This window comes from Empedobacter sp. UBA1574, from assembly GCF_002322895.1.
GTDB classification, from domain to species: Bacteria; Bacteroidota; Bacteroidia; order Flavobacteriales; family Weeksellaceae; genus Empedobacter; species Empedobacter falsenii_B.
This window is the reverse complement of record NZ_DCOI01000005.1, coordinates 16,993-41,627: the sequence shown is the minus strand read 5'-3', so window position 1 is coordinate 41,627 and position 24,635 is coordinate 16,993. Positions and strand designations below refer to the sequence as shown.

Here is a 24,635-nt window from a genome sequence, read left to right as displayed (position 1 = left end):
AACATGTTGACGCGCTTTTTTCAATAAAAAAATAAAAATTTATTCCTGAAATAATAAATAATTTTCTTCGTTTAACTCTTGATATCCAACATCGTACACATAAAAAACCGTGCCATTTTTTGATTCATCTACATTTGTAATGTACTTAAAATCAAAGTTTCTCAAACTCAATTCGTTTTTATTTACCGAACGAGCTCCTTCTTCTAATAAAGTTTTTAAGATACGATTATTTTTTCTTAATCTGTTGTTAATATTTCGTACAATTTCTACTTTATCACGATTAAGATTATTATTATAAGAATTTCGACAAAAATCGTTACAAAACTTTTTGTCTTTTCGACCAAATAAAGTTTGGTTACATTGAAGACACGTATTCATAAGATAGATTTTAGGTTATTTAAATACAAATATAAAAAAAAGTTAATCAATTTACAAATACTTAACATTATACCCTTTTCTACTTTAAAACGAAAGTATTAAATATTTAGTAAATGTTTATCATCTTATTTATTATTTTTGTTTAAATTTTATTGATTTTGAAAATTCTAAATAAATTACCCGACCCTTTTATTCTGTTTTTATTCGTTGCCATTGTTGTCGCATATTTTTTCCCAGATATTAGTTTGTGGTCTTACAAGGATTTCAATCTGAATACAATAATTGATATTGGAGTTATCTTAGTATTCTTTTTTTATGGATTAAAACTTAATTGGAAAGAAGTTTTTAAAGATTTAGCAAATTGGAAAATGCATGTCTTGATTCAATCCATCACATTTATATTTTTTCCATTATTAGTCTTGTGTTTCTATCCTTTCATAAAAAATTACCCAATTTATTTTACTCTGTATGTCGCAATATTTTATTTAGCCGCGTTACCAAGTACAGTTTCTTCGTCAGTTGTAATGGTTTCTATTGCGAAAGGAAATATACCAAGTGCTATCTTTAACGCAAGTATTTCTGGACTAATAGGTATTGTTGTTACACCGCTTTGGATGAGTTTGTTTTTATCAAAAAGTAATGGTGAATTTGATTTATTAGGAACTTTTTTGGATTTAGTTCTTAAAATTATTTTACCTGTTTTTATCGGAGCTCTTCTTCAACCTTATTTAGGGTTCTTTTACAATAAATATAAAAAGCAATTCGGTAATTTAGATAAACTAACCATTGTACTTATTGTTTACAACAGTTTTAGTCATACTTTTTTGGATGGATTATTTATAAAATTAGGCGTTCTTCCGTTGTTGGCAGTTTTCATAATTGTAGTTGCGTTATTCTTTTTCTTTTTCAAACTTTCAAAATGGATTGGTAAGAAAATGAATTTTAATCGAGAAGATGATATCACAATTCAATTTTGTTCGACTAAAAAATCATTGGTTCATGGCTCGGTAATTGCAGCAGTTATTTTTACGGGAGATATCGGTATTTATTTGATTCCGGTTATGCTTTACCACACTTTTCAGTTAATTTATATCAGTTATATCGCTAATCAATATGCTAAAGAAGTTGAATAAAACTTATCGAAGTATCCTTATTTTTCTATTTCAAATTATTTTATTTTCGATACTATTTTCAATCGAAAGCGTTGATGATTTCATCGTCAATCATCTTACATTTCCAATTTCAGGATTTATTGCAAAAATTACGAATTCAGTTCATTTTCCTGTTGGAGAATTGTTTTATTTAATCATTGGAATAATCGGTTTTGTATTGATTTTTAAATTGATTCGAAGTTTTTTCAAATCGAAAGAAAAAGTTTCGCATTCAATTTATTGCATTATGATTTTTGTAAACTGTATCTATTTTATTTACACGTTTGCTTGGAGCGTGATGTACAAAAAACAAACATTAACTATTGACAAAGAAAAAATCGTTATTCAACCTAAAATTCTGAAAGAAATCTATTGCTACGAACTTGATAAAGCAATATCAGCAAGAAATTTAATCGAACACAATGATTCAACAACAACGATAAAATTCAAATCTAATTTAAAAGATTATAATCAAGAATTTTTTGCTTTACAACACCAAGTAAATAATGTAAAATGGTTAAAAAATTATCGATTATTAAAAGATACACAATACAAATTATCTTGGATTTCGGAAATGCAAAATTATATGGGTATTTTGGGATACTATAACCCTTTTACGGCAGAAGCAAATCTGAACAGATACAATACAAATTTGAAACAACCTGCAACACTTTTCCACGAATATGGACACCAAATGGGATTTGCATCAGAAAGTGAAGCTAATTTTTTAGCTTATTATTTAGGTACAAAATCTAAAAATCCTGAAATTAATTATTCTGTTTATTACAAAAGTATTTACACACTGTTAGGCGCTATTTACAAATCTGATCCGTATTTTGTGAAAATGGAATTGGATAATATGCATTCTAAAATAAAGCAAGACAGAAAAGCCGAATTAAAACATTATTTGAAATATGAAGGCGCTACGAGCGATACTTTTTCTGAATTAAATAATCAGTTTTTGAAGGCAAATAATCAAGAAGGAACGATAAGTTATAGCAAATATGTCGAATTGATTTACTTGTTGTATCAAACAAAAAAAGCAACGAATTAATCGTTGCTTTTCTATTATTGTTAAAGTTTTAATTATTTAAAATTAATTTTTCCGCCAGCTAATTTTTTCTGATTACGCTGCGTTGGATTACCATAAATATCAATCACTCCACCTGCTCTAGTTTTTGCTTCTACAGATTTCTCTGCTCTCGCTTCTATTACACCACCAGCATTTGTTGTTAAACTTGCTGTATCAGAATTTAATGTTTTCGAATAATATTTTCCTCCAGAATTTGCAATTACAGTCTGAAATTCTGTATCACCAGTTAAAATTACTTCTGCACCAGAATTTATTTTGACTTCTAATTTTGATGTTTCGATTGGTAATTTGATAGATGAACCTTCGTTAGACGTCAAATACAATGCTTGCGATTTTACGACATCATCAGAATAAATGCGAGAACCTTGACTTGCCTGAATTTCGTATAACGATTTGTAATAAACCTTAACCGTTGCTTCTCCTCCTTGCATCAATTTGGTTCCTGTCATTTTCAATTTCAGTTCACCTTTATTATTCTCAACTTGAACATCACTTGCATTAACTCCATCTATTTTTACTAAGTTTTCATTTGAAGAAATTAATTCAACCGGAATTTTATCATAAACTTTTAAGATATTAAAATCTCCAACATTTATCTCTTCTTGCGCAAATGCAAAAGTTGAACAAAATATAGCGGCTGCTGACAATACGATATTTTTCATAAAAAAGTTTTCTAATTTGATTTGAAATTACACAAAATTTAAACCAAAAAAGAAAACTTAAGTTATTTTTAAGATATATTGTAAGAATTATTTCGCTCCTTCAGCTGTTAATTCTGCAATACGTACAATAATTTCTGTTGCTTTTTCCATAGATTCTACTGGTACATATTCGTAAGGTCCGTGGAAATTGTGACCTCCAGCAAAGATATTAGGACAAGGTAATCCCATAAAAGATAAACGAGCACCGTCTGTACCACCACGAATTGGTTTGATATTTGGTGTAACTCCACAGTCTTTCAAAGCTTGTTCTGCGATTTCAACTGATTGAAATTTCTCTTTTACTTTTTCAATCATATTAAAATATTGATCAGAAACTTCTGCTGTAATTACTTCATGATCAAAGTGCTCTTGAATATCAGCAGCAATTTGTAAGAATAAAGCTTTACGCGCTTCATATTGCTCCATATCGTGATCACGGATAATGTACACCATTTTTGCTTCAGATACATTTCCTGTGATTTTAGCTAAATGGAAGAATCCTTCACGACCATCAGTTAATTCAGGAACTTCGTCGTTTGGTAATTGTGCAGCAAACTCCATCGCAATATTAGATGCATTAATCATCTTATCTTTTGCATAACCTGGGTGAACAGATTTACCTTTGATTGTAACAATTCCAGATGCAGCATTAAAGTTTTCGTACTCTAATTCTCCAATTTCAGAACCATCCATTGTGTAACCCCATTCAGCACCAAATTTCTCTACATTAAAGAAATCTGCACCGCGACCAACCTCTTCGTCAGGTGTAAATCCAATAGCAATACGTCCATGTTTAATTTCTGGATGAGCAATCAAATATTCTGCAGCTGTTACAATTTCAGCAACACCAGCTTTATCATCAGCACCTAATAATGTTGTACCATCAGTTGTAATGATTGTTTGACCTTTATATTGAGATAATTCAGGGAACTCGTTTGGTGATAAAATCATTGATTCGTTCAATTTGATATCTCCACCATCGTAATTTTCCCAAATTTGAGGTTGTACATTTTCTCCAGAAAAATCTGGCGATGTATCCATATGAGAAACAAAACCAATAGTAGGCACTTCGTGATCAACTGTAGAAGGAACATATCCAAAAACATACCCGTTTTCATCTATTGAAACATCTTCTAAACCGATTTGTTTTAACTCTTCAACCAAATAATTTGCTAAATCCCATTGACGGTCTGTACTTGGAAATTTATCTAAAAAAGCTTCACTTTCAGTGTAAGTTTTAACATATTTCAAAAAGCGTGTTACCAACTTTTCTCTCCATTCTGTTTGCATTGCGTTTTAATTTTTGTCAAAATTACTAAATTATCTACCTTTAAGGCGCAAATAAACCAAAAAAATGAGTGAGCTAACTTTTAAAATTATTGAATGTCCTCGTGATGCAATGCAAGGACGCAAAGATTTTATTCCAACTGATAAGAAAATCGATTACTTAAATCGTTTATTGACTGTTGGTTTTGAAGCGATAGATTGTGGAAGTTTTGTTTCGCCAAAAGCGATTCCACAGATGGCGGACACAAAAGAAGTTTTAGATAATATTGATAAAACCAATTCAAAATCGAAATTATCTGTTGTTGTTGCCAATAAAAGTGGCGCAATGAAAGCTGCTGAGCACGAAAAAGTGGATATTATTGGATTTCCTTTTTCTATTTCAGAGAATTTTCAACAATTCAACACGAATAAAAGTCGTGAAGAAGCGTTTGAAATGGTGAAAGAAATCAACCAAATCTCAAATGATAATGGTAAACATATGTTAATTTATCTTTCGATGGCGTTTGGAAACCCTTATGGAGAAACTTGGAATGAAGAAATCGTAAAAGAATGGTCTAAAAAAATGGCGGATATCGGAATTTCTTCAATCAATCTATCAGATACAATTGGTGTTGCAGACGAAAAAACAATTGTTGATTTGTTCCAAAATTTGATTCCTCATTATCCAGAAATTGAATTTGGCGCACATTTTCATACCGTTTATACCGAATGGCATTCCAAAGTACAAGCCGCTTATGATAATGGTTGTCGTCGTTTTGATGGCGCTATAAAAGGTTTGGGCGGATGTCCAATGTCAAAAAGTGATATGGTCGGAAATATGCCAACCGAGAAATTAATTAGTTTCGCAAATGAGCACAAAGAAAAACATGGTTTGAATCTTTTTGATTTCGAATCTGCTTGGAATGTTTCTTTGCGTACATTTGGCTTAGTTTAATCTTAACAATAAACTAAAAAATCAATTCTTTTGTTAAAGGAAATTAAAATATGTTGGACTTTAACAAAAAAAGTTAAATTTGCTCATCGGTAAGTTTTTTTATCGAGCTTAGAATATTAAAATGAAATTAAAGTATATGAAATTTAAATCGAGTATGATGTTGCTAATTGCAGCATTATTTACGGTAAATACTTTTGCACAAACAGCAAAACCAACACCAAAACGTCTTGCTAAAGTAGATGGTATAGCTGCTGTTGTCGGAGATCAGATTGTTTTAGAGTCTGATGTAGATCGTGACTATTTAATGTCGAAACAACAAGGGATGAAAGTCGAAGACAAATGTGATTTCCTAAATGACATTATGTTAGACAAAATGTTGGTTGATCGTGCAAAACAAGATACTTTAATCAAAGTGACACAAGACGAGGTAACTCGTCAATTAAACAACCAAATCGAAGGTTTGATTGCTCAAGCTGGAGGAGAAAAACAAATTTTAGACTATTTCGGATTCCGTACAATGGCGGAAATGAAAAACGAAACTAAATATATCGTAGAAGATAATATTTATGCACGTAACAAAAGAGAAATGGTTGTAAAAGGTGCTGATGCTACGCCAGAAGAAGTTCGTTTGTTTTTCGAAAAACACCAAGGTGAGTTACCAGACGTAAAAGACGAAGTTTCGATTAGCCATATTGTAACTTATCCTGAAGTTTCGCAAGAAAATCAACAAAAGATTATTGATCAATTAAAAGAAATCAAAAAAGAAATTGAAGAAGGTGCTTCTTTTGCAACGAAAGCAATTTTATATTCAGAAGATCCAGGTTCTGCAAGTAACGGAGGTGAATACAAAAAAGTTTCTCGTGGTAAAATGGTAAAAGAGTTTGATGCGGTGGCGTTTAACTTACAAGAAGGTGAAATTTCTGATCCATTCAAAACTGATTTTGGATATCATATTATTAAGTTAGAAAAACGTCGTGGACAAGAATTAGATTTGCGCCATATCTTGATTACGTTGAAACCAACAGAAGAAGAAATAAAAAAGGCTTATAATAAATTAGATTCGATTCGAGTTTTAATTAACGACGGAAAAATGACATTTAAAGATGCTGCATTAAGATTTTCTGATGATAAATACACAAAATTTAACTCAGGAAATATCATGAACCAAAATTCTGGTGACGATCGTTTCGAGAAAATGGCTTTGCCTCTACCAATGTTTACAGCGATTGCAACATTGAATGAAGGAGATATTTCTCAAGTTTTCGAAGATGATTTTGATAACAGAAAAGCTTTAAGAATCTTAAAAATCAATAAATTTTATCCAGAGCATAAAATCAATTACCAAGATGATTATTATAGAATTCAGAAATTTGCAGTTCAAGATAAAGAACGAACATTGTTGATGGATTGGGTAAAACGTCAAGTTGGTGATGCTTACATTAAAATTGGAAAAGAGTACCAAAGTTGTAATTTCCCGATCGATTGGGAAAAGAAAAACCAAAAATAATAAAACAAAAAACCTCGAGAAATTCTCGAGGCTTTTTTTATGTTTTAAAAATAAATAATCTTATTTCGCAATTGGAACTTGAGAAGGCCAAATTAACTTACTTGGATCAAATCCTACTTTCTTTGCCGAATCAAAAAATCTGTCTTTTACCTTATCCGAAATCTCTTTCTTACGCGATAGAATCCATAACTTTTTATAATCTTCACTTGCAACTAATACATTATTGTAATCTTTATCAAAATCAATTACATATAATTTTTTTGCTAAAATTGGTAAAAACGTTGTCGAGAACAACCCAACATTTTCAATATCTTGCGTAGCAATTCCTTCAATCTTTTCCCATCCTTTTTTCTTCGCATTATATCCGCGTACAATCACTTCCAATTGCCCATTTTCTTCGTTCAAATTAAAACGATGTGTCACATTTGTTTGTCCTTTTTGTGCTTTATTTTCCAAACGTGCAATCTCGTACCAACGTCCTAAAAATCCACCTAAATCAAAATTTTGAGCTGGTTTATATTTTACCTTTTTCCTATTGTGATTAACGATATATGCTGTTGTCCCTAGCGCCAATGCTGCAAGGGCTAATTTCTTAAAATTCATTTTACTAAAACTTAGGTTGCAAATGTATCAATAATATTAAAGTTGAAAAAATATGATTTCAAATTTTGAATTAATTAAAATTTCATTTAACTTTATTAAAATTAATTTTAATATTATTTAACCAAATGAAAAAACTTCCTGTTATATGTCCCAGCTGTGCCGAAGAATTAGCAGTCGAAAAATTAATTTGCAACCATTGCGAAACACAAGTTGTAGGAAACTATGAACTTCCTTTATTTCTGAAACTTACAAATGAAGAACAAGCATTTATTATGCAATTCTTTGTCAACTCAGGAAGTTTAAAAGACATGGCGAAAGAATTTGAAGTCAGCTATCCAACCATGCGAAATAAAGTAGATGATTTGATTAATAAAATAAAAACAATGTCCGATGAATAAAGAATTTTCAGTATCGATGTCGCTATTTTTTAAGGTTACAACTGCTATTTTAATTGTATTATTAATCTTAATTGGAGGAATATTGTTTAAAGAAACAGAAGTATATGTTGCGGTGATTTATGCAATCATTATTTATCCATTGTTTGCGTATTATTATTTAATCTCTTTAAATAAAATTAAAGTTGATTTGAATAATATTTATCTTATTTCAAAAATAAAAACGAATATTATTCCGATAAATGAAGTGAAAATTATTACAAGAAAATCTCAAAATAATTTGATAATCGTTGGATGCAGAGGATTTATAGGTTTGATAGGAAGATCTATGGACAATTATCGATGCAATATAAAAAATCGTACAAAACTTGTTGCTATTGAATTAGAAAATGTAAAATATTTGGTGAGCTGCGATCAGCCAGATGAATTTGTTAACACAATAAATACACTAAAAAATGATAAAAAAACTCCTTAATCCATTTGCATATTTCGATGAAAAAATACTATTCATTATTGGGCTATTTTCGCATTTCTTTTTCACTTATATCGCCAAAATTACTGAATCTTTTTTCCCTGATTTTTTAAGCATCAAGAAAAATGGAATTCCTTATTCTTATCTCGATTTGTTGTATCAAAATACGAGAAATCTAGCGATTGCTATTCTCCTATTTTATATTTTAGGAAAAATCATCAATAACAGAACACGAATTATAGACATTGTAAACGTTGTTTTAATCTCAAGAATCGCTTATTACATTGTATTCATAACGGATTTTACTCCAATTGTAAACAAAAGTATGAACAAAGTTCTAAAAGGAATTACAACAAATAATCTCGAAGTTTTACATGAAGCCCCAACAATGATTGTACTTGTAATTGTAGCTTTTATTGCGATATTTTTCTTGTGTATAATGCTCTATTTTTTATACATAGGTTTCAAAACTGTTACAAACATGAAAAATACAAAACAAGTTTTTGCTTTCATTGCTACCTTGTTATTTATCATTGTTTTAACCACAATATTATCATTATTAATACCACAAAAAATATGAAAAAAGTTTTATTTTTCTTTATACTTATTTGTTCTACAGTTTTTGGTCAATCAAAAAATGATTTCACAGAATCAGATATTCAACTTAACGAAAATCAAGTTAAATTATTTGGAACATTATGTTTACCTCAAAATGCAAAATCTAAAATACCAATTGTTTTATTAATTTCTGGTTCTGGACCAACAGATAGAAATGGAAACAATAATATGATGATTAATAACTCTTTGAAATATTTAGCTCATAGTTTAGCTGAAAAAGGAATTGCATCTATTCGCTATGACAAAAGAGGAATCGGAGAAAGTTCTATTGCTAATTTGGACGAGTCTAAACTTACATTTGATGATTACGTTGAGGACGCAAGGAATTGGATAACTTTCTTAAAAAAAGATAAAAGATTTGGTTCTATTTCAATAGCTGGACACAGCGAAGGTTCATTAATTGGAATGCTTGCATCTTCAAAAAATGTCGACAAATTCATCTCGATTTCTGGTGCAGGAGAATCTATTGACCAAATACTTAAAAAACAATTAAATCTACTTCCTGAACAATTAAAAACCGAATCGTATGCTATTATAGATTCTTTGAAAAATGGAAATACTGTAAATAATATTAATCCTAATTTATCTTCATTATTTCGTAAAAGTGTACAACCTTATTTAATTTCTTGGATTAAATATAATCCTGTAAATGAAATCAATAAATTAACTATTCCTTTTTTAGTGATTCAAGGGGGTATGGATATTCAAGTTGATACGGAGAACGCTAAAAACCTATCTCCTAAATCTGCTGTTATTATCAAAGGGATGAATCACGTTTTAAAAAATGTTACTTCAAAAGATGATTTATCTTCTTACAACAACCCAGAACTTCCAATAAATATAGAATTAGTAGAAGTCATTTCTAATTTTATCCTCAAAAACTAACTATAAAAGACAAAGCAAATTGCTTTGTCTTTTTATTTAAGAATTAACAAGCTGTTCCTCCTTCAAAATTTATCACTGTAGTTTTTTTTATCAGATTTTCGAGTGATTGTCATTGTTCCATTAGCTAAAACTGAATCAGATTCTACATTTTGTTTAATTATTATTTCTTGATCTACATCAATTTAAAACAATAATTGTATTTCTAAATTTACAATTCTTATTTGTGATTCGTAACAAAGGAGTTTAAAGATTATACAGATTTTTCATAGTATAAAGTTGGTTAGGTTATTTAACAAAGAGCAGAAGAAATTTTGCTCTTTGTTTGTTTTATATTTATAATCATTAAATAATTTATCATGTACTTATATTTTTATTAGTCAACAATTATTCGATTATTTACTTTTTTATTTCCAATTATTGATTGATTAATAAAATTGAAAACTTCGTCTAAATATTGCTTTCTTAATCCAGACCATTCATGTTTTCCTGAATTAGAGAAAATAGCAAAAGATGCCTGACTATATTTTCTATTCAAATCTTCTAAAGTAGCAGAACCATTTAAAGGAAAAAACCCTTGTTGATTATCCAAACAACTTCTGTGTGGCGCATTGTAAGCTGGTACAACATCATCGCTTAAACCATGTACATAAACTGTTGGCAAAACACTCGATTTTGTAACATAACGATTGTCTACAATCGCTCCTGCATAACTTACTAATCCATCAATTTTAACTTGATTGAATTGATTTCCGTACCATAAATCTCTCAAATAATAAGCATTTAGAATAGTCTCCGCTCCTGCACTACTTCCTCCTAAAATTAATTTATTAATCGAGAATTTAAGTTCTTTTGAATTATTTTGAATAAAATTTAGCGCAGTTAAAACATCAAAAGAGGCTTCTTTAAAAATCATCAACTTTTCTTGTTTTGGCAAATCACACCCAAAACCAGCCGAAGAATTTGCCAATAATCTATACGAGATAGAAACAGCTACGAAACCTCTTTCTTGAGCATCTTTCATTCGTTCAATTTCTTCTTTATCCGCTCTTGTTCCTCCTGAAAATCCGCCTCCGTGTACCCAAGCAAATACATTATAGGTTTGATTCTCTTTATAGTTTTTCGGATAATAAATATCAAACGCTAAATTATTTTTTTTATCATATACTATCGTTTTCTGCGCATATGTATAACTTATCATTAAAAATAAGGCAACTAAATATTTCATTTTCTTCTATTTTAAATAAAAATTGCTTGACTTTAACTTCTTACGTTGTCAATTTGTCAAGCAATTTACTATAAATAATTTTCCCTTTAATTATTCTATTTTTTTACGAAATAATGATTGTGCTAATCGAATGTTCTTGCGAATTCACCTCAACAGCTTCTCCTTCTATCCATAAATTATATTGATAAGGTTTATCTGTTTGATTCATCACAACCACCACAACTTTTCCGTCTTTGTTTACAAAAGAAGTCGTCATTAAATCTGAACGATTAGACGATGCTGCAATTCTTTGCGCACCTGGACGAATAAATTTTGAGAATTGACCAATGTAGTAAAACGAATTTGTATACGTAACTTGTCCATTTCTAGTATCACCATGAATTGGTGCAAAACAGAAATTTCCTACGTGATTTGGTCCTCCTTTTTCATCCAACAAAACATTCCAATCTGTCCAAGCAACTGTTCCGGAGTTAAAATCGTTGATCATATTGTAACCATATTTTTCACCCAATGCCCAATTTCCCATTTGATTGTAATCAAATTGTTCTTTACAACCTTCTGTAAAAATTAGATTAACATTCGGGAAAGCTTCGTGAGTTAACGCTACATTATTGAATAAATTCACGCTTCCGTTCCATGTTTCGTACCAGTGAAAACCAACTCCCCAAACATATTTAGCAGCTTCAGGATCATTCAAAATAGTTGAAGCACGCTGGTAAATTAAATCACGGTTATGATCCCACACAATAATTTTTTTGTCTTTTAATCCTTTTTGGTGAAAAGTCGGACCTAAATTATTTTTCAAGAAATCACGTTCTTCTTCAGCTGTATAAATACACGATTCCCATGTTTGCGTTGCCATTGGTTCGTTCTGAATAGAAACTCCCCAAATTGGTAAACCAATTTTCTCATAATTCTCGATAAATTTCACAAAATAGTTAGCCCAAGTTTGGTAATATTCAGGTTTCAAAGAACCTCCTTTTAACATACTGTTATTCGTTTTCATCCAAGCTGGCGGACTCCAAGGACTTGCATATAAACGATAAGCATCTTTCATTTCTGCTTTTGCCATTTTAATCATCGGAATTTTATAATTCAAATCATGTGCAATGTCAAAAGTTTTTAACTCATTATCATTATCTTTTACATACGTGTAACTATCGCTCGAAAAATCACTCGAATTTATTGTTGTTCTAATCAACGAATAACCAATTCCTTCTTTTTCGCTATAATAAGCTTTGATAATTTCTTGTTGCGCTTTCTTTGGCAATTTTGCTAAAACTTCTGCTGAAGCATCTGTGATAGCTCCTCCAATTCCTTCAAATTTTTGGAATTTACGTTTTGGATCAATAAAAATTGCAATATCTGTTTCTTTTGGTTGTGGAAACTTTTTTACAGCTAACTTATCTGTCCATTTTGCGATACGTTGATTCGTATTTTTAGCAGTTGTATATATTTCGATTTTCTTGTTCGAAAGTTTAAAATCTTGCGCATTTACGGCAAAATAATTTAACAATAAAGCTGCAATAAGAGGATATTTCAAATGTGATTTTGTCATAATTATTATTGAATTAAAAATTTGGCTAAAATTGGTAAATGATCTGATGGATATTTGAAATCGTAGAAATCATCAATCGTATTGAAACTTTTACACGTTACTTTTGAATTCTTTTTGTAAAAAATGTAATCTAAAATTTCTGTTCCTTTTACATTGAATTTAAAATCTTCCCATGTAAAATCTGGTCCATAAACCATTTGCGCATTTAGACGAGTATCTAAATATTTGTTTTGAATATATTTAACAGATTCATCGTTTTGATTCATATTAAAATCTCCCATAAAAAATGCTGGAACGTTTTTCTTTTCAGTTAACTTTTGAATTAAATTATCAATCATTTCTAACGATTTTTGACGCGCAATTTTTCCATCATTATCAAAATGTGTATTGATTATCCAAAATGTATTTTCGTTTTTTTATCTTGAAATAATCCGTAAGTGATAATTCTATAATAAGAAGCATCCCAACCTTTCGACATTTTTTCTGGCGTTTCTGATAACCAAAAAGTATGTTGTTCTAAAACTTTATATTGATCTTTTTTGTAGAAAATAGCAGAATATTCAGCATTTTTATCATCATTTCGAGGAGATCCAATAAAATCTAAACTCGAATTATTTTGTTTGATAAAATCTAACTGAGGAACTTGCGCTTCTTGTACACCAACAAAATCAGCATCATAATACTTGATTAAATCAACCAATTTTTGTTTGCGAATATTCCAATGATTTGCGCCATCATCAACAGACGCTAATCTAATATTGTAAGACATAATTGATAAATTTTGTTGTGCAAAACCTATCATTGTCATGATTAAAACTAAACTTAAACTAATATATTTTTTCATGTGTGTGATGTTAAAAAATTCCAAGTAAGCACAACAATACTTACTTGGATGAGAAATAAATTAAATTTCTAACTAAAACTATAAATGAGGAATTTAATCAACTAAAGTAAAACTTGTTTTAAGCGTTGCGTCTGAATTTCCTCCAACAAAAATGTCGAAATCTCCAGCTTCAGCAACATAATTCATATTGATATCGTGGAATTTTAAATCTTCTGGAGTTAATGTAAACGTAATTGTTTTTGTTTCTCCTTTCTTAATCATCACTTTATCAAAACCTTTCAATTCTCGAACTGGACGCGTCACACTTCCTACTAAATCGCGAACATATAATTGTACTACTTCTTCTCCATCGTAGTTTCCTGTATTTTTAACATTTACAGTGACTTTTATTTCATCTTTTCCATTCTTCATCGTTGATTTATTCACTTTTAAGTTACTATAATCAAACGTTGTATAACTTAAACCATAACCAAATGGATATAAAGGCGAATTCGGAGAATCTGTATAACGAGATTTATATTTTTGCTCTGCATCACTTTCTCCTAAATAAGGTCTACCTGTATTTTTTTGATTGTAATGAATTGGAATTTGACCTACAGAACGAGGAAATGTCATCGGTGTTTTGGCCGAAGGATTGTATTTTCCATACAACACATCTGTAATCGCTAAACCTCCCATTGTTCCTGGATACCATGCGTATAAAATTGCATCCATATTATCATTTTCCCACGAAATTGTCATTGGACGACCAGCCATTAAAACTAAAACAATTGGCTTACCAAGTTTCTTTAATTCTTTTAATAATTCTTTCTGATTTCCTGGTAAATCTATATTTGTTTGAGAAGCAGCTTCACCTGTTTGATTCTCGTTTTCTCCCATAACCGCAACAATTACATCCGAGTTTTTCGCTAAATTAATTGCTTCTTGAAAACCATCAGTTTTAGACGAATTAAGTTCTGTTCCTTGTGCGTAAGTAATTTTTGCATTTTTACCTAAAACATCGTTCAAACCTTCCCAAACAGACCACGCTTTTCCGTATCGATCTCCACGTGCAGCCCAGTTTCCGATGATGTTTTTTTCATCTTTAACTAAAGGTCCAATTACCGCAACTTTTTGAGATTCTTTTAATGGTAAAATTTGTTTCTCATTCTTTAATAAAACCATTGATTTACGCGCAACATCACGAGCTTCATTTAAAAACTCTTGTTTCATTACCGTTTCTTTCTCTCGTTTTGCATTTGAATAACGATATGGATCTTCAAAAAGTCCTAAGTCATATTTTGCTTCCAAAATTCTATGAACCGCAGTATCAATCACATCTTGCTTTACTTTTCCTTCTTTTACCAATTTTGATAAATGATTAAGAAAAGCACCACTCATCATATCCATTTCAATTCCTGCTTCAACCGATTTTAGAGTTGCTTCTTCCAAATCTTTTGCAATTCCATGAGGAACTAATTCCTGAATCGCCGTATAATCTGTTACAACAAACCCTTTATAATTCCACTCTTTACGCAAAATTTGATCGTACAAATATTTACTTGCTGTAGAAGGAACTCCTCCAATTTCGTTGAAAGACGTCATGAAAGATCCAGCACCTGCATCAACAGTCGCTTTGAAAGGCGGCAAAATATAATCTCTTAAGAAACGATCAGAAATTTCTACCGAACCATAATCGCGACCAGCCTGCGCTAAAGCATATCCTGCAAAGTGTTTTGTACACGCTAAAACGGTATTTAAATCATATAAACTTTTACCTTGAAAACCATTAACACGCGCTATTGCAATTTTACTTCCTAAGAAAGTATCTTCACCTGCACCTTCAGAAACACGTCCCCAACGAGGATCAAAACCGATATCAACCATCGGAGCAAAAGTCCAATGAACTCCGCCAGCAGCTGTTTCTTCAGCAGCAATTCGAGCCGATTTTTCAATTGCTTTTAAATCCCAAGAAGAAGCTTCACCAAGTGGAATTGGAAAAATAGTTTCATAACCATGAATTACATCGTATCCAAAAATTAATGGAATTCCAAGACGTGTTTCTTCAACAGCAATTTTTTGTAATTTTTTGGTAATATCTGTTGTCGTAGCGTTAAATACAGACCCCATCATACCTTGTTTCGTGTATTTTATATAATTTTTATCAATTGCAGAGCCTGTAACATCACCTCCATCATAGGTATATTGTACCATCTGACCCACTTTGTCATCAATCGTCATTTGACTCATCACATAATCAATAAACTCTGATTTCGATTTCGATTTATCAAACTTTATTTTTTGCGCATAAGTATTGAATGCTAATCCTAAGAAAGCAATTGAATAAATTAGTTTTTTCATTTTTTTGATTTTAATTCGAGGCTGTTGTTTTGAATTTCAATTTGTCTAAACCTCTTTGTACATCTTCATTTTGCATAAACAATTTCCACAATAATCCAGAGCGATAATTCTCTATCATTGGTGTAATTGTTCCTTGATCTATCGCCAAATATTTCGTAATCACTCGATCATTTTTTACATCAACCGCATCATACGGACCTGCTACTCCAATCAAGCTTTTGTTTTGTTTTTCGTAAATAAACTTCAAGAAATCCATAGATTCTTTCGGTGCATATGGGAAAGACGATAACGCAGCTGTAGGCGTAATTACATTATTGTCATTTAATGGAGAGTGTGCTGTATAACCTTCTGTTCCATCTCGATTGAAGGTATAACTTGCCGTTAATCCCCACATATTTTTTTTGTACTTCTTGAAACTTTCCGTTTTTTGTTGATTGTAGATGTAATGAATCTTTGCTTGATTTTTCACTACTTTTCCATAATCAATACCAATTCCATCTATTAAATTGTTCGGATTAAGTCCAATAAATGAATATTGTGCCCAAAATAAAGGTCCAACATTTTTATTAGCTCCGTTATGCTTTACAATCAATGGAACTCCGTATGCAGAATCATTTGATTTTATATCACCATTTCTCGTCCAACCATTGTAATAAACTTCTGAATTGATAGAATGTTTTGGAGAAGCCGCAGCAATAACATACGTAATCATGGTTTCATCAAATCCTTTTAAAGGAAAATTGATTTTCCATTCGTAATTTGGAGACCAATGCCAGTACAACACATTTTCTCCTCGTGTATAAAAATTGAAATCGATTTCTTTCCAAAGTTGATCAGCTAATTGCGAAATCTCTATTTCTTTCTCATTTTTAGAATCTTTGAAATACTCTTTCAAACAAATTAAACCCTGAGCAAGAAATGCAGTTTCTACCAAATCACCTCCGTTATCGTATGTACTAAAAGCTTTTACTTTTCCTGTTTCGCCATTTAACCAATGTGGCCAAGCTCCATGAAAACGATTTGCATTTTGTAAAAATTTCAATCCTGTTAAAATTCGTTCAGTTGCTTCTTTTCTTGGAATAAATTCGCGATCAATACCAACAATTAAACTCATTAATCCAAATCCTGTTCCTCCTGTTGTAATGATATTTGAATCATTTTCTGGATAAAAACCATCAGGATGAAAACGTTCACGAGCTAATTTTGAATGAGGTTCAGCGTAATCCCAAAAATATTGAATCGTCTGTTTTTGAACTTTATCTAACAGCTTATTTTCTTGTTTTGTTTGAGCAAAAGCACTTGCGCCACATAAAAAAGCGCAAGTAACTATTGTTTTATTTAATTTAATCATTACCAACCTGGGTTTTGAGTCATTGTTGGAGTTTGAATAATTTGTCCATTTGGAATTGGGAACAATTCATGTTTTCCAGTAACGAAAGTTTTACCATTTTTCGCCATCATCTCTTTTGCTTGACCAGTACGAACTAAATCAAACCAACGATCATGCTCAAATGCTAACTCCAAACGTCTTTCATTCCAAATTTTTAATCGTAATTGATCTTTAGACATACTTGCTATTGGAGCTAATTTTACACGTGTTCTAACACGATTAAGAGGTGTTAAAGCATCTTGCCCAATTTCATTTGCTGCTTCAGCTTGAATTAATAAAACTTCAGAAAAACGAATTACACGAATGTTTTTGTCTCCATCCGCAGAACCAAGATTCGCACTTGAATACGCTTTTTCGTTATACATCGGGTTTTCTACAGAAGTTGGAACTAAACGACCGTCATATAAAGTTTCACCTCTAAAAATGATTGTTGCATCACGACGAATAGCATCTCCTTCAGCATTAAAAGCATCTAATAAATTTTGAGAAGGAACATTGAATCCCCATCCCCAACCTCCAGTACCACGAGCTCCTTGAGTTTCTGAATATTGTTGAACGCCATGCGCAACAGCATCTCCACGAGCTTGGATTTCAAATAAAGACTCTTTACCATTCTCAGTTTCTTTTCTCCAAGTTGTTGCGTAATCACTTTCTAAATCATAAATACCAGAATTAACAACGGTTGTAGCCATATCGTACGCTTGTTGATTTTTTCCTTGGTATAAATATACCTTTGCCAATAAAGCTTGAGCAGCTCCTTTTGTTGCACGTCCTAAATCTTTTGCAGCATATTCATTTTTAGTAGGAAGTTTTGATATTGCATCTAATAAATCTGCTTCAATGTATGCATAAACTTCTGCTTTTGGTTTACGTACTGAATAAGACGCCGGAACATCTAACTCCTGTATCACAGTATCTCCAAACATACGAACCAAATAGAAATAAGAAACAGCTCTCAAAAATTTTGCTTCCCCAATTAATCTATTTTTTTCTGCATCTGTGATTGATGATTCTGTCGTATATTTTATAGAATATGACGCTCTACCAATTGTTTTATAAAAACGTTTCCACATAGCTTCGATAGAACCAGTTGTAGAACTATGTAATAATTCGTCTAAATCTCTTTTATCTCCACCATTATCTGTAGAGGAACTTCCTTTATCTGCATTATCAGAAATCATTTCAGTAACTCCTAACCAAGAGAATGCATAATCCCAATCTGTAAACATTCCGTAAATACCATTCACATATTTTTCTGGAGATTGAGAAGCTTGATCATCAATAGCTATATTTTCTTGAGAATCTACATTCAAAAAATCACTTGTACATGAACTTAATGTTCCGATTGAAAGAATAGAAGCTAATGTTACTATTTTAAATATATTTTTTTTCATTTTTTTAAAATTTTCTAGATTAGAATTCTACGTTTAATCCAACTAAAAATGTTCTAACATTTGGATATGCAGAGAAATCCATACCTGTCGTTCCATAAGGACTTCCATCATAACGTTTTCCTTTTACATTATCTAAAGTTAATTCCGGTGTAAATCCTGAATACTTCGTAATCATGAATACATTTTGTGCACTAACATATAATCTTAGGTTTCTGATAAAATCAATTTTATCTCTAAAATTATATCCTATTGTCATGTTACTTAATTTGAAATAATTACCTTTTTCTAAATAGTAAGAAGAAGCAACTTGATCACGCTCCGCTCCTGGATGAGAATTTGTACTACCAGCTCCTGTCCAACGATCGTTAAACATATCAACTGTTATATTTTCCCCTCCTAAACGTGTATTTTTGATACCATTGTAAATCTTGTTACCTCCAGCTCCGTAACCGCTAATCGTTAAATCGAAATTTTTATATTCTAAACTAACATTGATTCCGTAGTTATATTTTGGAATATATGATCCCATGAATTTTTTATCACGATCATCAATAACTCCATCTCCATTTTGGTCTTTGTAGCGTAAATGTCCTGGACGAGCACTTGATAAATGAGCATTGCTATTTATTTCATCTTGTGTTTGCCAAACACCTTCTACTTCATATAACCAGAAAGAACCAAGTGGTTGACCAGCTTCTAAACGTTTTGCAATTTGTCCATTTCCTAAAGAACCTCCTGTCATTCCAGAATATCCTTCTTTCACAGACTTCACTTCATTTTCATTGTAGTTAAAGTTACCACCTATCGAATATCTAAATCCTCCAGCTGTTTCATTACGATAATTCAAAGCAATTTCAAAACCTTGATTTACTACTTTTGCAGCATGGTCATAAAAATCTTTTTCATAAGGAGACGATCCTATTTGTTTAATATTTAAGATGGCATTTTTCGTGGTCTTGTTGTAGTAATCTAAACTTCCTGATAATTTACCTTTCAATAACTCGAAATCTAGACCAGCACTCCATTCATCTACAATTTCCCATGAAATATCATAAGCTGGAGATCCGATATAAGCTCCATAAATTAAATCTTGACCTGGTCCAAAAACATAATTCGCATTATCACTACCTGTTGAAGTAGAAATTGTTGTATAATTGTATGGCACATCTGCATTACCTAAGCGTCCCCAACCTCCGCGAAGTTTTAAGAAAGAAATTACATTACTATCTTTTAAGAACTCTTCGTTAGAAATATTCCAAGCAGCAGAAACTGATGGGAAAGTTCCCCAATATTTTTCGTTTTGTTTAAATTGACTTGAGCCATCTCTACGAATAATTCCAGAAACGTAGTATTTATTTGCGTAATTATATTGTAAACGCGCAAAATAAGAAGCATAAGCAATTGGAGTGTAATTATTTTGATCCATTGCAGCCTTGTATTGTCCAGAAGCATGATGAGCTGACCAATATTGTTCTTTATCAGGAACATCATATACTGTGATATCTGAATATTGACCAATACCCATTTTTTCAGCAGAAACTCCCGCAACAACATTGAACGAATGATCTCCAAATTTGCGATCAAATGTTACAAAATTTTCCCATGACCATCTAAATGTTTCTACATTATTTAGATTTAGAGAGTTATTCATATAAGTTGAACTTGCTGGATTTTTCGCTTTTAAATCTTCAAATTCAGCAGCAGTTCTAATTGGATTACCTGCAATCCATCTTTCTTTAATTGGATTAAATTCTCTGTATTTGTACCAATATTTTGTTCCTCCAGCACGAGAAGTTACAGTTAAACCTTTTGCTAATTTTAGTTCAGCTTCAATATTTCCTTGAAGCGTAGTAGAATTAGCTTTTTGATTATCATAGAATAAAGTAGACATTGGATTACCATGAGAGTTCAAATTACTTGTCACCTCTCCTGGTTTTGCAACGTATGTTACTTCTCCTGTAGTTGTATTAAAAATAGGTAAACCCCATCTTCCGTTATCATATTTTACAGGAACTAATGGTGACTGACGGTAAGCTGTATCAAATGCTCCATATGGTTTAGGAACTTCTCTAGAAAATGTAGCGCTAACGTTTTGTTTAATCTTTAAAACTCCATCAAACAATTTGTAATCGTTGTTACTACGAACAGTTGTTCTTTTGAAGTTATTTCCTTCTAAAATTCCTTTCTCTTCGAAATTATTAATACTGAACATGTAATTAATATTTTCTCCAGCACCAGCCAACGAAACATTATTACTAACTAACTGTCCTGTGGTTAACATTTCATCAAACCAATTCGTGTTATATTGTTGATTTGTAGAAATCAAAGAACCTCCTGTTGCTTTTCTTTGCTCGTTAAAATAAGTTATGTACTGATTAGCATCAGCCATATCTACCATATTCATAGTATTTCTTACTCCAATATATGAATCATAGTTAACTCTTATCTTTCCTGTTTTACCACGTTTAGTTGTTACAACAACAACACCGTTTGCACCACGAACTCCATAAATAGCTGAAGATCCTGCATCTTTTAAAACATCAATTTTTTCAATGTCATTTGGATTAATATTATTAATATTTGGAACAATTAACCCATCCACAACATACAAAGGAGCTTTACCTCCCAAAGCTGTACCCATTCCACGAACCAAAACAGTTGGTGTACCTCCTGGAGTATCCGTATTAATAATATTAACACCAGCTAATTTACCCTGCAAAGACTGCATGGCAGTTGTACTTGCAATTTGCGTAATGTCTTTAGCATTAGCTGATGAAACAGCTGATGTAAGATCTGATTTCTTAACAGTACCATATCCAACCACAACGGCTTGATCTAGTATAATAGAATCACTTTCAAAAGGATCTCCTATCTGTATAGAATCGTTAGTAACTTGGGCATTTACACAGAAAGACCCGAGAATAAATAATGGAAGAAAATATTTTTTCATTCTATTTCAATAAATGGTTATTTCAAAAATAGAATGTTTTAACACTTGATTAACAAGTAATAATTTTAGTTAGAATAATTTTCTAAAAAAATAAAATATATAATACTAAATACCAAATAATTATAAATCATTACATTTACAACATGATGTAGTTATGATGTAATTTATTTTCCGATATTTAAAAATTAATCATATACTTATTTAGGTTTATTTCAGAAGGAATTTGCATTTTTTTGCGTAATCTATATCGTTGTAGTTCTACTGATCGATAATTAAGGTGCATTAAAGGAGCAATCTCTTTGGTTGATAAATTCATTCGAAGGAATACACACAGTTTTAAGTCTTTCGCAGTTAAATTAGAATACTTGTCAGCTAATCTCTTAATAAAATCTTGGTGAATTTCCTGAATATTTAATTCGAAATTTTGCCATTCATTTCTGTTGTAACTATATTCCGAAAACGTTTTCTCAAATTTCTTTTTTAACTTTTTATTGATTTCATTCATTTCCAATTGAGAAAACAATTGATTAATTTCTAGGATCATAGCACGTTGATTAGCTAATTTCAAAGCTTGTCCTGCCAATTCTGTAGATTTTGTTTGTAAAGAAGTTTCTAAATGTTGTTTTTCTTTATGATGATTCAATTCTTTCAACTCTTGTTGATGTTTCATTTCCATCAAATTCAATTCATATTCAAATTGCTTTTGTTTAATTCTGAAACTTTGTTTCAACTTCATTCTGTTATACTTATAAATAGCCAAAATCGATCCAACAATTAATAAAATATAAAATAATATCATCAAATTTGATAAATACCAAATCTTTTTAACCCGAAAATCAAAATGATTCAACTCAACAAAATTTCCATCTTTTAAAGCATAAATTGACAATTGATATGAACCACTTTCTAATTGTTTATAATTAATTATTGGCTGATTAAGTGGTTGAATTTTAGAGTTATTTAATTGATAATATAATTGATAATTCGCAAAATCATCATTCAAAATTGAAACATAAAAATCTATATAATTATTTGAATACTCTATATTAGGTTCATTATTCAAAACCGTTTGATTGATTTTTGCTTTAATTTTAATCTTTGGTAATTCACGACGTATAGATTTTAAATCATATTTCAATAATCCGTTTTCGAGGTTAATATATAAAAACTGATCGTTGATTTTAGCCGTTAAATCGTCATCAACCAATTTTCCATCATACAATTTTTTTGGAATTAAATAATGAATCAATTTATTCTGTTCCACTTTAGAATAATACAGAATATTATCCGCTTCAACTAAATAACGATTCTCCTTTAAATAACGAATTCGATTAATATTCTTTAATTTTGAATCTAAATTCTCATCAGAAAATAAATTTTTATTTATATCATAACGGACTAAATGTTGATCGTCAATCAGTACAAAAACCTTGTTATCTTCGAGAATAGTTTGCGGATTAACTAATTTTTTATGTTGGTAAAATATCTCCTTACCTGTTCTATTTTTAAGATCAAATAAATATAAACCACCATTTTTTCCAGTTCCTAAAATTTTATTTTCGACAATAACAAAATCAATAATAGGAATAGTTAAACTAGAAACTTTAGTAGATTCTTTATGAGAACCTTGTATATATTCATTGATTCCCGTAAAAGATGATTGATATAATTTATTTCCATTTTTGATCAATTTAAAACCTCCATTTGTAGAAGAAATCTTATTCAATAGTCCTGAATAAATGTAAGTTCCCCAACTATCCGAAACATAAATTGTATTATCAATATTTGTTATATTCCAAATTAAACCTTTTTCGAGAACTGAATTTGTTTGGTTTGAAGTATTTGAATAATTATAAAATCCATGATTTGTTCCCAGCAAAATATTATCCTTATAAAAGTCGAACGAAAAAACATTTCCTAAATGACCATTGTAATCATATAAAAGTTGAGTTTTGTTTTTCAATTCTATTTTCGAAATACCTTTGTCCGTTCCAAGCCAAGCATTTCCTTTAGAATCTATTCTTATATTTTGGATTGTATTACTGATTAACCCAGAGTTTTGATTGTAATTTTTGTAAGAATTAGTTTTTAAATCATATACATAAATCCCATTATTTGATGTTCCAATGATTAATTTATCTTCTAATCGAATCATTTTTAACACTAAATAATTCTTTAGCATTTTATTGAATTCCACATTGAACTCTTGTAAACCAGCTGTTTTGTTGTACTTGAAAATTCCTTCTGTTAATGTACCAACTAAATAATCATTATCATATTTTTCTATTCCATGAATTACAATTGATTTACCTTTTTCAATTTCAAATAACGGCTCAAAATGTCCATTATTAAATTCGAAAATACCTTTAGAAATAGTCGCTACTAACATTTTACCTTTCACCAGATAAACGTAAGAAGAAAGCGCAGGTAATTTGTATCGTTTAACTGTTTTACCATCAAATTGAAAAAGATAATTGAACGATTGAAAATAAATAGAACGATTATGATAAAATATTTTCCAGATTTCTTCTTGTTCTAATCCTTCAAAACTTTTGAATTTATCTGAAATTGAAATGTAAACTTTCTTTCCTTCAATCGTTTTCCAATATCCAAAATTATTTAATGCACCTGAATACAATACATTATTCATTGTAAAAACAGAACGTATAATTGTTAAGCTATTTGGCGAATATTTTTCCCAAAAATTACCGTCATATTCTAAGATATTTCTATTGTTCGCAAAATATACTTTTCCTTGCTTGTTATTTTCTGTAATATCCCAAATAGGCGATTCGCCCAAATATTCGCTTTTAGAATAATTCGAAATAATTGGCGCAAACGATTGAGATTTGCTATAAGTGGAAACAAGTAAAAATAGAATAAATAAGCTTCTCATTGTGCAATAAAAAA

The 24,635-nt window shown here is 30.6% G+C and carries 21 protein-coding genes; 8 read left to right on the top strand and 13 right to left on the bottom strand.

Going from position 1 to position 24,635, the window contains the following annotated elements:
• Positions 1 to 39 precede the first annotated feature (39 nt).
• Positions 40 to 378, bottom strand: a complete 339-nt coding sequence (locus B3578_RS01535) for a hypothetical protein (protein WP_291046608.1) — start codon at positions 376 to 378, stop codon at positions 40 to 42.
• Between the two features lie 158 nt (positions 379 to 536).
• Between B3578_RS01535 and B3578_RS01530 the strand changes: the two genes are divergently transcribed.
• Positions 537 to 1,511 (top strand): bile acid:sodium symporter family protein, encoded by a 975-nt coding sequence (locus tag B3578_RS01530; RefSeq protein WP_291046605.1) that lies wholly within the window; start codon positions 537 to 539, stop codon positions 1,509 to 1,511.
• Positions 1,492 to 2,583 (top strand): DUF3810 family protein, encoded by a 1,092-nt coding sequence (locus B3578_RS01525; RefSeq protein ID WP_291046602.1) that lies wholly within the window; start codon positions 1,492 to 1,494, stop codon positions 2,581 to 2,583. The genes B3578_RS01530 and B3578_RS01525 overlap by 20 nt, the downstream gene beginning before the upstream one ends.
• Before the next feature lie 32 nt (positions 2,584 to 2,615).
• Here the strand turns inward: B3578_RS01525 and B3578_RS01520 are convergent, their stop codons facing one another.
• Both B3578_RS01520 and pepT read right to left on the bottom strand, forming a co-directional pair.
• Positions 2,616 to 3,284: a head GIN domain-containing protein gene (locus B3578_RS01520; protein ID WP_280061376.1), complete on the bottom strand. Its 669-nt coding sequence runs from the start codon at positions 3,282 to 3,284 to the stop codon at positions 2,616 to 2,618.
• Positions 3,285 to 3,371: 87 nt separating this feature from the next.
• A complete protein-coding gene (gene pepT, locus B3578_RS01515) occupies positions 3,372 to 4,613 on the bottom strand; it encodes a peptidase T (RefSeq protein WP_291046595.1) in 1,242 nt (413 codons plus the stop codon).
• Positions 4,614 to 4,677: 64 nt separating this feature from the next.
• Between pepT and B3578_RS01510 the strand changes: the two genes are divergently transcribed.
• Together B3578_RS01510 and B3578_RS01505 are read left to right on the top strand one after the other, a co-directional pair.
• Positions 4,678 to 5,544, top strand: coding sequence for a hydroxymethylglutaryl-CoA lyase (locus B3578_RS01510; protein WP_125350348.1), 867 nt, complete (start codon positions 4,678 to 4,680; stop codon positions 5,542 to 5,544).
• 136 nt (positions 5,545 to 5,680) lie between these two features.
• Complete coding sequence (locus tag B3578_RS01505; protein ID WP_291046591.1) at positions 5,681 to 7,051, top strand: peptidylprolyl isomerase; 1,371 nt, start codon at positions 5,681 to 5,683, stop codon at positions 7,049 to 7,051.
• A 60-nt stretch (positions 7,052 to 7,111) separates the two neighbouring features.
• On the opposite strand, the gene B3578_RS01500 is transcribed toward B3578_RS01505, so the two are convergent.
• A complete protein-coding gene (locus B3578_RS01500) occupies positions 7,112 to 7,654 on the bottom strand; it encodes a lipocalin family protein (RefSeq protein ID WP_291046588.1) in 543 nt (180 codons plus the stop codon).
• 125 nt (positions 7,655 to 7,779) lie between these two features.
• Here B3578_RS01500 and B3578_RS01495 point away from each other — a divergent pair, with 125 nt between their 5' ends.
• From B3578_RS01495 to B3578_RS01480, 4 genes are read left to right on the top strand one after another with little or no spacing between them, the layout of a single operon-like run.
• Complete coding sequence (locus tag B3578_RS01495; RefSeq protein ID WP_038331614.1) at positions 7,780 to 8,052, top strand: DUF2089 family protein; 273 nt, start codon at positions 7,780 to 7,782, stop codon at positions 8,050 to 8,052.
• Positions 8,045 to 8,524 (top strand): PH domain-containing protein, encoded by a 480-nt coding sequence (locus tag B3578_RS01490; RefSeq protein WP_291046578.1) that lies wholly within the window; start codon positions 8,045 to 8,047, stop codon positions 8,522 to 8,524. The genes B3578_RS01495 and B3578_RS01490 overlap by 8 nt, the downstream gene beginning before the upstream one ends.
• The gene (locus B3578_RS01485; protein ID WP_291046575.1) at positions 8,505 to 9,101 is read left to right on the top strand and encodes a hypothetical protein; all 597 of its coding nucleotides are present in this window, start codon (positions 8,505 to 8,507) and stop codon (positions 9,099 to 9,101) included. Before B3578_RS01490 ends, B3578_RS01485 begins: the two co-directional genes overlap by 20 nt.
• Entirely contained in the window at positions 9,098 to 10,024 is a 927-nt protein-coding gene (locus B3578_RS01480; RefSeq protein WP_291046572.1) for an alpha/beta hydrolase, read from the top strand. The genes B3578_RS01485 and B3578_RS01480 overlap by 4 nt, the downstream gene beginning before the upstream one ends.
• 373 nt (positions 10,025 to 10,397) lie before the next feature.
• On the opposite strand, the gene B3578_RS01475 is transcribed toward B3578_RS01480, so the two are convergent.
• The 9 genes from B3578_RS01475 to B3578_RS01435 all read right to left on the bottom strand — a co-directional run bounded on the left by B3578_RS01475 (position 10,398) and on the right by B3578_RS01435 (position 24,621).
• Positions 10,398 to 11,249, bottom strand: coding sequence for a carboxylesterase family protein (locus B3578_RS01475; RefSeq protein WP_219034585.1), 852 nt, complete (start codon positions 11,247 to 11,249; stop codon positions 10,398 to 10,400).
• A gap of 103 nt (positions 11,250 to 11,352) precedes the next feature.
• A complete protein-coding gene (locus B3578_RS01470) occupies positions 11,353 to 12,807 on the bottom strand; it encodes a glycoside hydrolase family 30 protein (protein ID WP_219034584.1) in 1,455 nt (484 codons plus the stop codon).
• A 5-nt stretch (positions 12,808 to 12,812) separates the two neighbouring features.
• Positions 12,813 to 13,169, bottom strand: coding sequence for an endonuclease/exonuclease/phosphatase family protein (locus B3578_RS01465; protein ID WP_349676192.1), 357 nt, complete (start codon positions 13,167 to 13,169; stop codon positions 12,813 to 12,815).
• Between the two features lie 29 nt (positions 13,170 to 13,198).
• Positions 13,199 to 13,651: an endonuclease/exonuclease/phosphatase family protein gene (locus B3578_RS01460; RefSeq protein WP_219034582.1), complete on the bottom strand. Its 453-nt coding sequence runs from the start codon at positions 13,649 to 13,651 to the stop codon at positions 13,199 to 13,201.
• A gap of 93 nt (positions 13,652 to 13,744) precedes the next feature.
• Positions 13,745 to 15,991, bottom strand: coding sequence for a glycoside hydrolase family 3 N-terminal domain-containing protein (locus B3578_RS01455; protein WP_291046564.1), 2,247 nt, complete (start codon positions 15,989 to 15,991; stop codon positions 13,745 to 13,747).
• 10 nt (positions 15,992 to 16,001) lie between these two features.
• Complete coding sequence (locus tag B3578_RS01450; protein ID WP_221855170.1) at positions 16,002 to 17,342, bottom strand: glucoamylase family protein; 1,341 nt, start codon at positions 17,340 to 17,342, stop codon at positions 16,002 to 16,004.
• On the bottom strand, positions 17,342 to 18,775 hold the full coding sequence (locus tag B3578_RS01445) for a RagB/SusD family nutrient uptake outer membrane protein (protein ID WP_286495499.1): 1,434 nt from the start codon (positions 18,773 to 18,775) through the stop codon (positions 17,342 to 17,344). Before B3578_RS01445 ends, B3578_RS01450 begins: the two co-directional genes overlap by 1 nt.
• A 19-nt stretch (positions 18,776 to 18,794) precedes the next feature.
• Entirely contained in the window at positions 18,795 to 21,725 is a 2,931-nt protein-coding gene (locus tag B3578_RS01440) for a SusC/RagA family TonB-linked outer membrane protein (RefSeq protein ID WP_291046557.1), read from the bottom strand.
• A gap of 178 nt (positions 21,726 to 21,903) precedes the next feature.
• Positions 21,904 to 24,621 (bottom strand): helix-turn-helix and ligand-binding sensor domain-containing protein, encoded by a 2,718-nt coding sequence (locus B3578_RS01435; RefSeq protein WP_291046554.1) that lies wholly within the window; start codon positions 24,619 to 24,621, stop codon positions 21,904 to 21,906.
• Positions 24,622 to 24,635: the final 14 nt, after the last annotated feature.